Below are 11,662 nucleotides of genomic sequence, written 5' to 3'. Positions count from 1 at the left end.
CGGCCAATGCCAGAGCGGGAATGCTGATCCGATAACTCATTTTCTGAATTATCGCCGTCAAGCCAGTCGCGGAGATGGGGGGCGATAACTCATGACGCGAGTTATCCGTGAGGAGCGCATATTCGGTCCACCAGGGACTGGAAAGACTACGACGCTCAGCGCGTTGATTAGCGAAGCGTGCAAAAGTCACGGATCGGAGCAAATCCTGGTCGCCAGCTTCACTCGAACGGCCGCCAAGGAGCTCGCGCAGCGTGATTTACCCCTCGATGACAGCCAAGTGGGCACGCTCCACGCCCTCTGCTATCGAGCCCTGGGCAAACCCAAGCTGGCGGTCGGGAAGGCCCTGCAAGACTGGAACGAGAAGCACCCGGCCTATGCCCACGATCAAGGCGACAGCTTCGAGGCCCCGGACGATCTCACCACCCCCACGGATATGTGCCGCAAACGCGAGAGCGCGGACCTCGTGCAGGAATATCACGCGCTCCGGGGCCGGATGGTCCCCCGCCTGATTTGGCCGGTGAAGGTGCAAGGCTTCGCCGAGCTATGGGAGGACTGGAAGCAGATGACCGGCTTCCTGGATTTCACCGACCTGATTGAAATCGCCTGGCGGGACACTGGCGGCCCACCGAACCAGGCCGCGATCCTCTTCCTCGATGAGGTGCAAGACTTCTCCCCCCTCGAGTTGGCACTGGCCCGCCGATGGGCCTCGCACATGGACCGCTTCGTGCCAGCCGGCGACGATGATCAGTGCATCTACACGTTCAAAGGCGCCACCCCGGACGCCTTCCTGAATCCACCCCTGCCGGCCGACCAGATCCGCGTGCTGTCGCAATCGTATCGACTCCCTCGGGAGGTGCACCGAGTGGCGACGGCCTGGATTGAGCAGATCACGCACCGGCAACCGAAAGCCTATCTCCCTCGGGACTGCGAGGGCCGAGTCGACATGCTGCCAGGCTGGACCTGGGATTATCCCGACCCGCTGCTCCGGGCCATTGAGACGCATATCCAACACGGCGAGACCGTGGCGGTGTTGGCCTCTTGTGGCTACATGCTCGGCCCGACCAAGCGCGCGCTCCGGGCGGCCGGCATGCCGTTCCACAACCCGTACCGGCCGAAACGGGCCGACTGGAATCCGCTGGGGTTGAACAAACGAGAAGGCACTGTGACGGCCCGTGAGCGCCTCCTGGCGTTCCTGAAGGTCTCCTTGGGGCGTGGCTGGTGGTCGTATGGCGAATTGCACCAGTGGGCCTCCACCCTGGATACGAAGGGGCTGCTGACGCATGGCGCCAAGAGCGCGATCCGGGAGGCGGCCGAGGCGAAGGGCGACACCCCCGTGTCGGATGCCGATCTCGGGACGTGGTTTCTGGACGAGCGCGCGGCCCAAGCGTCGGTCGACGGCGATGTGCGGTGGTTCGCCAGCAAGCTACTCGCCAGTCAGGCCCGCCCGCTGGAGTATGCCTGCGAGGTGGTCGCCAAGCACGGCGCCGTGGCCCTCGAAACACCACCCAAGGTCACGTTGGGGACGATTCATTCAGTGAAAGGCGGCCAAGCCGACCATGTCTATCTCTTGCCAAATTTGTCTCCGTCTGCTACGCGGGCCTGGTATGACGGCGCGGGAGACGGGTATGAGGCGGTGTTGCGCTGTTTTTATGTGGGCATCACACGAGCGCGGCACTCACTCTTCTGGGGGCATCCCACCGGGGGGGCCGTGGAACCCATGATGTGAACGTGTGTGACAGATGCGGGGGATTGCTGCTGTGGGAATTCGAGATGACCGAGGCGATCAACTTCGAACAATTGCGGTGCGTGAACTGCGGGAATCGCGTGCGCGTGGGGCCGCCCATCCCACCGCCGATCCCCGACGGACGACGGCCGCCACAGGCGGTTCCGTGGCATTCGGAGGCGGTACGGGCGCGCATGAAAGCGTCAGCGGAAAAACGATGGGCACGCGAGCGCGCGCTCGGGCTTACCCGCCAGGTCAACCGGAAGCGAGCCCACCACCGCTCGCCCGAAGAGTTGGGATTCCAAGGAGGGGACGATGAACGCATGGACCAAGGCGAAGATGAGCATCCAAGAGAATAAATGGCTGGAAGTGTGGCGCGACCTCGCGCAGCTCACGCGAACGATTCCGAAAGGCGACAAACGCCTGGATCAAGTGCTGGCGCTCTTGGAATCGGCCGACCATGCGTATGGCCGGGAGGACTGGCCGGCGATGCTGGACGTCTATAAGCGGATCGCTGAGGTGACGGCGCCTCCGGTGGTGATGGAAGAACAAACAATAACGTTGGCGCTGTTCTGAGGAGTTGATGTGACGATTCAACTCTCCATTCCAGATGGCCCCGTTCGCAATCGCCTGGAGGGAGACTACGCGCGTGGATTGCTGAGAATCCCCACGTCTATGCGCTCTATACACGCTTTGCTCTGGAGGCTGCTGCGCGTCGGAAGAAGTTCTCGATCTCGCTCCTCACGGAACGCATCCGGTGGGAAGTCTTCATGGGCATTCAGAAAGACGACAAGGGCTATCGGATCGCTGGATCTGCCGTCCGCGCTCATCATTGTGCTGCTCGTCGTGGGGGCTCGTACTGTGGTTCTTACAGGTCTCTTTCCGTGAAGTGTCCGGGGGGATCAAGTGCTGTAAAGAGCCTTAAAAGCCGACGAGCGTAACGAGGTCAACCGCAATTTGGTTTTGGTGATTTCGGACCGGAAGATGAGGTCTTGGGAACGATTAAGATGCTTCTCGCAAGCGGCCAAGAGGAGATGGCTTCGACGAAGTAGCTTTTCAGAAGCACCCCATTGCATTCGCTATTGTAGACGAAGCTTTCGGATGGTTTCTGTCAGATAGTTCGAAACGAACGTGCCGCCGTGTCGCCGATTCGCGCCTTCACCGCGACGCGGTCCTGTCGTTCGGTGATCGTTTCGATCCCGAGCGTCAGATGGTTCGCGATCCGGAGCTGGAACGAGAGCGTTACACCGCCTATATCGCGCGGGATCTCTTGGATCACTATCCGGAATTGGCCGGGCTCTTGCAAACACGCACCGTTTATCGGGAGCGGGATATTGAACGAGAAAGCGATCCAGATGGCGATCCTGGAATACCTGAATGATCTGCCGTCCTGCTATGCGAGGAAATGCTGGGGGGGTCCGTATGGTGGAGGCTGGCCCGATATCCTGGGCGCCTTCCGTGGGTATGCCCTGGCCCTGGAAGTGAAGACCCCCACCGGCAAGGTCACCAAGCTACAGGTCCAGGAGATACACGCATGGACACAGGCGGGTGCGATCAGCGGAGTGGTGCGGTCAGTGGAGGATGTGCAGACGCTGCTGACGCTGCGAGGGCTGCTGTGAGACGGGCGCGATACGTGGCACGCCTGGGGGTCACGCGGAAATTTATGAAACCGTATAACGCATTCTTGCCCCTATATATAAACGTGGGATCGAGTGGCTATGGGTTCGATCCGTGAACAGCTGCAGCTATGAGACGTGCTGCGAACTGTGTCGAGTGGTGCGGTACGTGGACGTGGTGACGCTGCTCCACCGCTGCCCGGTTTGTCGTACTGAGACCAAGCATCTCTATGTGTGTGCGGACGGAAGACTGCGTTACCCACCGAAGGATAAAGGAGGGTATTCGAATTAGGAATGCGAATGGGATGCAAAGCCAAGTCCAGTGATCAATCGAATGAAGAAAACTTCTTCGAATGGGTCCTTCCTCGGGGGGCCCGGCGGTACGGGGGCAAAAACCGCGCTTTTTGAGTGACCCCAGCATGAGTTTTTGAGGTTGCCAAAAACATGAATGGCATTCAGGAAGCGGTATGAAACGTATTTACGTGGCCGGCCCATATACGCACGGCGACGTGGCGGTGAATGTGCGAACCGCGATCATCGCCGGGCTTGAACTGATCGGGCTCGGCTATGCCCCGTACGTTCCTCACTTAATGCACTTCGTGCACATGATGCTGCCGCAACCCTATGAGACCTGGATGGCGGTCGATCTGGCGTGGGTGCGCCAGTGCGATGCGATGTTGCGGCTGTCTGGGACGTCGTCCGGTGCAGATCGGGAGGAGGCGCTGGCGAGGCAGATCGGGATCCCGGTGTATTCCTCAGTGAAGGACATTTTACGAGACCCCGTTTTGGGGTGGAGGAAAAAGGATGAGCATTCCAGACCACGAGATTGAAGATCCGGGGATGCCGGATTTTGAGGAGGTCGACTTGAGGGAGGACGAGGAGGACGAAGACGACGAGGACGAGGAACTCGCGTTGGACGGTGAGCCCGAGGCGGTGGGGGACGACGAGTAAATGAGCGGCGATCTGTATGGGCGCTGGGTGGAGTGGGACGGCATTAGATATCGGATCTTGGGGGTCTGCGGGCCGGGCTACATGGTGATGAAAGCCCACGAGATGCCGCCGGCGAGGGTGTCCTGGTTGCCCGCCCATCACGTGCGGTTCGTGCCTTCAGAGGAGAAGAGGAATCAACATGACGACTATCAGACTGACGCTCGTGGTGCACGGCCCGAAGATGCAGACCGCGGTCAATAAGGAAATTAGCGTGTCGGGCTGTGAGGCGGTTCCGATGGATTCCCTGGTGCAACCGTTGGCTTCTGCGGCCTGTACCGACTTAGTGGCGGCCGGCGCCTGGCCGAAAGGACATGGAAAGGTGGTGTCGAAGTGAGCACGTCGGAATTGACGGTCCAGATGGTGCCCATCGAGCAGATCAATCCGGTCGCGTACAACCCTCGCAAGGATCTCCAACCGGGGGACGCAGAGTACGAGGCGCTCAAACGGTCGATTCTGACTTTTGGCTATGTCGAACCGCTGGTGTGGAACGCGCGCACCGGGAACCTGGTCGGCGGCCATCAGCGCCTGAAAGTCCTGAAGAGCCTGGGGTACACGGCGGCGCATTGCACCGTGGTGGACGTCGATCTCTCCACGGAAAAAGCGATGAACGTGGCGCTGAACAAGATCAGCGGCGAGTGGGATGTCCCGAAACTCAAGGAACTCCTGACGGACCTGACCGGGACCGGGTATGACGTCACGGTCACGGGGTTCGGATCGCAAGAGCTCAAAGACCTCCTTCGTTGGCAGACGGACGACGAGAAGGATGCGGCGCTCAACGAGGCGCCGGTGCGCTCGTCCGGCCCGACCACGGCTAAGCCGGGCGACGTCTGGATCCTCGGAGGGCACCGGCTCATGTGCGGCGATAGCACAAACCCCGTCGACGTGGCGGCGCTGCTGGCCGCCGACGTGCCCCGCTTGATGGTGACCGATCCGCCGTACGGGGTGAATTACGATCCGGCCTGGCGACAAGAAATCGATGGGAGCGATAACCACGCGCTGGGCAAAGTGCAGAACGATGATCAGGTGGATTGGACCCCTGCGTATGCATTGTTTCCCGGAGACGTCGCGTACGTGTGGCATGCTGGCGTGTTTGCGGCGGCGGTCGCGCGGCATTTGGACGAGGTGGGCTTCATCATTCGGTCACAGATCATTTGGGCCAAGCAGCACTTCGTGTTTTCGCGCGGCGCGTATCACTGGCAGCACGAACCCTGCTGGTATGCGGTCCGAAAGGGCGCGACCGGGAACTGGCAGGGGGACCGGAAGCAGACCACGCTGTGGGAGTTGTCGAATTTGAATCCGTTCGGCGGCGCGGGCTGGGAGGATCAGAGTCAACGGACCGATCATGGCACACAGAAGCCGATTGAGGCGATGCGGCGGCCGATTCTGAATCATACCCAGCCCGGCGAGTGGGTCTATGACCCGTTCTTGGGCTCGGGAACGACCCTGATTGCGGCGGAAGACCGGGGCCGGCGCTGCCTGGCGATGGAAATTGACCCTGGATATTGCGACGTGACTATCGAACGGTGGCAAACGTTGACCGGGGAGAAGGCCACACGACTCGTGCACGGCGGGAATTAATGCCCACTTCCAAGGCCCACAAACCAGTTGTCTCGCGGGAAACGGTCCGCCAATACCGTAAGGAAGGGCTGGATGTTGAGACGGATGGGAAGGTCGATCCCGAGAAAATCGCCGCGATTCATGCCGAAAAGATGGAGCGCGGCCGATTGGGCACCAGTCGCAGCGATGGTGCGCGCTATTGGGATGAGAAATTTCGAGAAGCCAAAGCCAAACGCGCGCAGATGGAGCTCGCGCAGGCCCTCAAGCGACTGGTCGATGTGGAAGAGGTCCAAGGAGAGTGGCGGGGCCGCTGTCTGCAGCTGCGGGCGCTGCTGACGGGCATGGGCCGGGAGATTGCGCCGCGACTGGTGGGCAAAAGTACGCGGGAGATCCAGGCGATTATCGACGTGCGGCATTTTGAGATCCTCCGCGTCTTTGCGCACCAAGATTATCAACCCGTCATGGAACCGAATGGCGATCCTCAGCACTCGTGATTGCTCACCTGATATCCCGCTCACTGTTTCACAGTGGGCCGATGCCCGCCGTGTGTTGTCCTCTCTGAGCAGTGCCGAGCCCGGCCAGTGGCATACGGACCGCGCGCCGTACATGCGCGAGCCGATGGACGCCTTCAGCGATCCGGAGGTGGAAGAAATCGTCGTGCGCTCCTCCACCCAGGTCGGAAAAACCGAATTCATCTTGAATTGCCTGGGGTACATCATCGATTACGACCCGGCGCCGGCCATGGTCGTGCTGCCCCGCGACGATGATGCGAAAGGATGGGCCGCCAAGCGGGTCCGACCGATGATTGACGAGTGTCCTGTGCTCAAAAACCATACGACCGGCAAGGAAGATGACTTAGCGGGGAAGTTATATCGATTTGACCGCATGATGTTGAAATTTGCCGGCGCGAACTCGCCCTCCGACCTCGCCTCGGACCCCTGTCGGTACGTATTCTTCGATGAAGTGGACAAATATCCGAAGTTTTCGGGCCGAGAAGCGGATCCGGTGAAGCTCGGCATGGAGCGCACCCGGACCTTTTGGAACAAGAAAAGCGTCAAAGTCAGCACCCCGACGACGCAACAAGGCTACATCACGCGCGACTATGAGCGCACGGATCAGCGCCGATTCTGGCTGCCGTGCCCCCACTGTGGCGCCTTTCAGGCCCTCACGTTCAAACAACAGGAGGGCGGCAGCGGGTGGTTGCGCTTTCCCGAAGGCGTCTCATCGGAAACGATCCGGCTGGAGCGGTTGGCCTGGTACGAGTGTGGGCACTGCCGCCAGCGCATCGACGAATCGGCCAAGCCCGACATGCTGGCGCGGGGAGTGTGGTGTCCTGCGGGCTGCGAAGTGGATCGGAAGGGCATGTTGGTCGGGCAGTTCCGGACGTTCGGGCGCCGCGGCTACCATCTCTCGGCCTTGTACTCACCATGGGTCAGCTGGTCGGACATCGCGGCGGAATTCCTCGATGCGAAACGGGAGGCGCCCTTGCTCATGGCCTTTGCCAATTCCGTCTTGGGCGAACCCTGGCTGGAAAAGGTGGAAGAAACACGGGAGGACCACTTGCGGCGCCGGCTCGGGGTGCATGCGCTCGGGGAAGTGCCCTCGGGCGGGGTGGTGTTGACCGCGGGAGTGGACGTCCAGAAGGATCACTTCTGGTATGTGATCCGGGCCTGGGGAGTCGGCGAGGAAAGTTGGCAGGTCCGCTATGGCCGCCTGGAAAGTTTCGAAGAAGTGGTGCATGCCCTGTTGATGACGGACTATCCGAGTCCCTCGGGAGCGAAAGTGGTCCGGTTGATCTGCATCGATTCAGGGTACCGGGCCAATGAGGTCTATGAATTCTGCCGGAAATATCGCGAACGCGTGCGGCCGATCAAGGGCCATGACGAATCCCTGGCGGCGCCCTATCGCGTGACGACGTTGGACAAAGATGCGGCCGGCCGCGCGATTCCGGGTGGGCTGGGCCTCTGGACCCTGGACGTGGACTATTACAAAACGAAACTGTCCCGGTTGATTCATACGAAGCCCGGCGATCCGGGGATGTTCCATCTCTGTGAAGAAGTGGAGCAGGAATATTTCGATCAGATGACGGCCGAGCATCGTCTGACGCAGCGCAATCGGACGACGGGTCGGACGGTGACGAAGTGGACACCCGTTCAGGAAGGCCGGGCCAACCATTATCTCGACTGCGAAGTGTATGCGCTGGCCGCGGCCGAGATGTTGAAGGTGTACATGCTGCGGGAGCCCGGTGAAGAGCGCGAGGTCTTTCAACCCCGGCCACCCTCCCCCTGGGCGCGCCGCGATGCCCGGCAGGAAGCGATGCGAGGAGCGTGGATGAAACGGTCATGAGCTGGAACCCCCGCCGGAAAGGCTGGATGAAGCGTGGGGCTGAGCCAGCGCGTATCCAGACCCCGGCTATACGCATCGTCGTGCCGTCCTACCCCTGTTTTAGTCCCGCCAGTATCGCTGACCTTCTGCATAAGAACCGCTCCACCGTCGCTTACTGGATGGCCAAAGGTAAGCTGGCGTATTTTCGAGATAATGTCGGCGCTCCGTATGTCCTCCGGGAAGAACTGCTGCGCTTCATTCAGGAATATCTGACAACGTAACACTACCTACGTAGTGCCGAACGCCCGTTCGGACAAGTATCTTGTTGACCTGGCGGCCCCGTGCTACGACCCCTCGCTATCGTGTGATTTGTGTCGTAGCAACCGGGAGCGTGCATCATCGCCCTCACCCCCGCAGAGAGACTCGAAAACGTCCGCACGGCTATCGATGCGCTCGTGAGCGGAGGGGTCAAATCCTTCACGTTCGACACCGGCACCGGCTCTCGTAGTGTCACGAAGCTGGATCTGCCCTGGCTCTACACCCTGGAAGATCGACTGGTGGCGCAGGTCGCCTCCTCGGAGGCCGGGAGCACGCGTCTGTATGCCGGCTTTGCGAGGCCCGAATGACCGGACTGCGCGAACGTCGTGTCCCGCCGCCTTCGAAGTTAGCCAAGCTCCAAAGCTGGGTGGACCGCGGCATCGAAGTCCTCTCTCCGATGTGGGGCCTGCAGCGGCAGCGCGCCCGCACGACCCTTCAACTGCTGTCGGCATACCGCGGCGCGACCAAGGATCGCTTGCATAGTGCGTGGAGTCCGTATGGCGGGTCGGCCGATGCCGACTTACTGCCGGAATTGGCCGACCTGCGCGAGCGCAGCCGGGAACTAAACCGCAATGATGCCTTTGCCGCGGCGATCACCGACACCGTGGTGGCCAATGTGATCGGCACTGGCCTGCGTCCGCAGGCGCATATCGACCGCACCGTAGTGACCATCGCCGACGACCTCGCCCTGCAATTTGAACAGCAATGTGAGCGGGCCTGGCAGCGGTGGATCCCGCATGCCGATGCGCAAAACCGGCTCGACTTCTACGACATCCAGTCGCTCGTGTACCGCCAGATTCTGGAAAACGGAGAAGTCATCATCCTGCCGTTGATGGTGGTCGATGATCCGTCCCGGCCCTATTCGCTCGCCCTGGAAATTATCGAAGCAGATCGATTGGCCACTCCGTCTGACCTGGTGTCGGATCGGAGCGTGCGTGAAGGGGTAAAGCTCGGGAGTCGCGGGGAACCCATCGGGTATTACATCCGGAAGGCGCACCCTGGCGACGTCGATGGCGCGCTGATCACGAACGATACGCAGGAGGCCTTCAACTACTATCCGGCCTTTAACACAGTCTCTGGCCGACCCAATATTTATCACCTGTATCGTCAAAAGCGGCCGGGGCAAACGCGCGGCGAGCCGTTCTTTGCGCCCGTGTTGGCACAGTTCAAAGACCTGGGCGACTACTTAGAAGCGGAAATTGTGAGCGCGCGGGTGGGCGCCTGCTTCTCGGCCTTTATCACGAAGAACGATCCCTATGCGGCCGCGGCCGGCGCGACGGATTCGCAGAACACGCGCGGACAGCGGATCTCGTCCCTCGAACCCGGCATCATCGATTACCTGGCCCCCGGCGAGAAGGTGGAGTTTGCCAGCCCGAATCGACCGGGCGGGACGTTCGAACCGTTCACGATGGTCGTCCTCCGCTCGATTGGCGCGGCGCTTGGCCTGCCGCTGGAACTCGTCACCAAGGACTTCTCCAAAACGAATTATTCGAGTGCGCGGGCGGCCATGTTAGAGGCTCGCCGCTTCTTCAAGAATGCGCAGCAATGGCTCGGGACCACGCTCTGCCAGCCGGTGTGGGAAATGGTGATCTACGAGGCGTGGCTGCGTGAGGACATTCCCGCCCTGAATATTTTCTCCGATCTGGAGGCCGACTACCTGGCCGCGCGCTGGATTGCGCCGGGCTGGGGCTGGGTCGATCCCGTCAAAGAGGTCGATTCTTCCATCAACAGCATCAAGTCCGGGCTGTCCACGTTGGCCGAAGAGTGTGCGGCCCAGGGCCGGGATTGGGAGGAAGTGGCCGAACAGCGGGCGCGTGAGCAGACGAAATACAAGCACCTCGGCCTCGATGAGCCGACCAAGGCGGAAGCGAAACCCGGCGCGGAAGGGCAGCCAGCCCCGGAGGAAACGGATCCCGAATCCGAACCTGAGTCCGAACCCACTGACGACCAGTCCGAACCCAAGGGGGCACCGACGAATGTGGGATGACGAATTGACCAACGTGCTGACGACGACCCCGCACCGGCTGGGACATCACTGGTTCCGCACCCCGGTGATCGTGGCGTTGAGATCCGCGACCGTCGATGAAACGAAAGGCGCCCTGTACGGCTATGCCGTGGCCACGAAGGGCGAGGCCAAGGGGCACAACATGCTCCTGGATGATGAATTTCTTGACGCCCTCGTGGTCGCGGGAAATCTGAAAGAGGCCGGGATCAAGAGCCGGTTTGATCATCCCAATGCCAGCAGCACCAGCATGGGATCGTTCCTTGGGCGGAGTCGGAACTTTCGCCGCGACGGGGACGTGGTCCGAGCGGACCTCCATCTCTCGGAGGTGGCGAAGCACTCGCCGCAAGGGAACCTCCACGCCTACACGCTCAAGATGGCCCGCGAGGAACCGGAAATGTTCGGCGCCTCCATCGTGTTTTCCGGGACCGCGATCTATCAAAAAGATGACGAGGGCAAAGAAATGTACGACGCCCCGCGACTGGCCCGCCTGGAACGCTTTCTCGCGGCCGATGTCGTCGATGATCCCGCTGCGAATCCCGCCGGCATGTTCAGCGCCGGCCCGCATGAATCCTTAGCCGAAAAGATCACCGAATTTCTGGATCGTTATTTTGCCCGCAAAGGCTTTGTGGGTTTCACACGGAGGGACTTGGATATGACAGAGCCGAAAAATCCGCCACAGGACGAGCCGAAGCAGCCAACGCCACCGACGCCCGATCCCGACGAGATCCGCCGCACGGCGATGTTGGCCGAGCGGTCGCGGATCAGTGAAATCCACGAGGCGATGCAGCCGGGGCAGGAAGCCCTCGCCCAAAGCATGATCGAGGCCGGGACGAGCCCGGACGAGGCGCGGAAGCGGTTCTTGTCCGATCTGCGCACCCGTCGATCCGAGAAGCTCGCCACGCTGCAAAATGCGGCGCCGGCGAGTGCCGGTGGGGGAGCGCCCGAGCCCGTGAAAGAGGACTTGAGTCACCTGCCTGCGCAGGAACGGTATCAAAAAGAGTGGGAGCGGGACCCGAAACTCCGTCAGGAGTTTGGCGAGCTCTCGACGTATTCGGCCTTTCGCGCCGCGGAGGAGGCCGGACAGGTCCGCCTCTACAAGCAGCCGGCGTAAAGCACATTCACACGGGG

The 11,662-nt window shown here is 61.2% G+C and carries 15 protein-coding genes; all 15 read left to right on the top strand.

The window, feature by feature from the left end:
• Positions 1 to 91: 91 nt before the first annotated feature.
• A complete protein-coding gene (locus tag ACWHYZ_RS16665; protein ID WP_447983804.1) occupies positions 92 to 1,726 on the top strand; it encodes a UvrD-helicase domain-containing protein in 1,635 nt (544 codons plus the stop codon).
• A gap of 2 nt (positions 1,727 to 1,728) precedes the next feature.
• A complete protein-coding gene (locus tag ACWHYZ_RS16660; RefSeq protein ID WP_447983803.1) occupies positions 1,729 to 2,082 on the top strand; it encodes a hypothetical protein in 354 nt (117 codons plus the stop codon).
• The gene (locus ACWHYZ_RS16655; protein ID WP_447983802.1) at positions 2,039 to 2,299 is read left to right on the top strand and encodes a hypothetical protein; all 261 of its coding nucleotides are present in this window, start codon (positions 2,039 to 2,041) and stop codon (positions 2,297 to 2,299) included. The genes ACWHYZ_RS16660 and ACWHYZ_RS16655 overlap by 44 nt, the downstream gene beginning before the upstream one ends.
• A gap of 634 nt (positions 2,300 to 2,933) precedes the next feature.
• A complete protein-coding gene (locus ACWHYZ_RS16650) occupies positions 2,934 to 3,104 on the top strand; it encodes a hypothetical protein (protein WP_447983801.1) in 171 nt (56 codons plus the stop codon).
• The gene (locus ACWHYZ_RS16645) at positions 3,079 to 3,342 is read left to right on the top strand and encodes a VRR-NUC domain-containing protein (RefSeq protein WP_447983800.1); all 264 of its coding nucleotides are present in this window, start codon (positions 3,079 to 3,081) and stop codon (positions 3,340 to 3,342) included. The genes ACWHYZ_RS16650 and ACWHYZ_RS16645 overlap by 26 nt, the downstream gene beginning before the upstream one ends.
• A 464-nt stretch (positions 3,343 to 3,806) precedes the next feature.
• Positions 3,807 to 4,169 (top strand): DUF7768 domain-containing protein, encoded by a 363-nt coding sequence (locus ACWHYZ_RS16640; protein ID WP_447983799.1) that lies wholly within the window; start codon positions 3,807 to 3,809, stop codon positions 4,167 to 4,169.
• Positions 4,144 to 4,290, top strand: coding sequence for a hypothetical protein (locus ACWHYZ_RS16635; protein ID WP_447983798.1), 147 nt, complete (start codon positions 4,144 to 4,146; stop codon positions 4,288 to 4,290). The genes ACWHYZ_RS16640 and ACWHYZ_RS16635 overlap by 26 nt, the downstream gene beginning before the upstream one ends.
• Before the next feature lie 178 nt (positions 4,291 to 4,468).
• Positions 4,469 to 4,663, top strand: a complete 195-nt coding sequence (locus ACWHYZ_RS16630) for a hypothetical protein (protein WP_447983797.1) — start codon at positions 4,469 to 4,471, stop codon at positions 4,661 to 4,663.
• Positions 4,660 to 5,907, top strand: a complete 1,248-nt coding sequence (locus tag ACWHYZ_RS16625; protein WP_447983796.1) for a site-specific DNA-methyltransferase — start codon at positions 4,660 to 4,662, stop codon at positions 5,905 to 5,907. Before ACWHYZ_RS16630 ends, ACWHYZ_RS16625 begins: the two co-directional genes overlap by 4 nt.
• A complete protein-coding gene (locus ACWHYZ_RS16620; protein ID WP_447983795.1) occupies positions 5,907 to 6,380 on the top strand; it encodes a hypothetical protein in 474 nt (157 codons plus the stop codon). The genes ACWHYZ_RS16625 and ACWHYZ_RS16620 overlap by 1 nt, the downstream gene beginning before the upstream one ends.
• Positions 6,358 to 8,232 carry a phage terminase large subunit family protein gene (locus ACWHYZ_RS16615; protein ID WP_447983794.1) on the top strand — a complete coding sequence of 625 codons (1,875 nt, stop codon included), beginning with the start codon at positions 6,358 to 6,360 and terminating at the stop codon, positions 8,230 to 8,232. Before ACWHYZ_RS16620 ends, ACWHYZ_RS16615 begins: the two co-directional genes overlap by 23 nt.
• Positions 8,229 to 8,492: a hypothetical protein gene (locus ACWHYZ_RS16610; RefSeq protein WP_447983793.1), complete on the top strand. Its 264-nt coding sequence runs from the start codon at positions 8,229 to 8,231 to the stop codon at positions 8,490 to 8,492. The genes ACWHYZ_RS16615 and ACWHYZ_RS16610 overlap by 4 nt, the downstream gene beginning before the upstream one ends.
• A 174-nt stretch (positions 8,493 to 8,666) precedes the next feature.
• Entirely contained in the window at positions 8,667 to 8,837 is a 171-nt protein-coding gene (locus tag ACWHYZ_RS16605; protein WP_447983792.1) for a hypothetical protein, read from the top strand.
• A complete protein-coding gene (locus tag ACWHYZ_RS16600) occupies positions 8,834 to 10,516 on the top strand; it encodes a phage portal protein (RefSeq protein ID WP_447983791.1) in 1,683 nt (560 codons plus the stop codon). Before ACWHYZ_RS16605 ends, ACWHYZ_RS16600 begins: the two co-directional genes overlap by 4 nt.
• Complete coding sequence (locus tag ACWHYZ_RS16595; protein WP_447983790.1) at positions 10,506 to 11,645, top strand: hypothetical protein; 1,140 nt, start codon at positions 10,506 to 10,508, stop codon at positions 11,643 to 11,645. The genes ACWHYZ_RS16600 and ACWHYZ_RS16595 overlap by 11 nt, the downstream gene beginning before the upstream one ends.
• Positions 11,646 to 11,662 lie beyond the last annotated feature (17 nt).

Source organism: Nitrospira sp. Nam74 (assembly GCF_965152615.1).
This window is presented reverse-complemented; position numbering and strand designations above follow the sequence as displayed.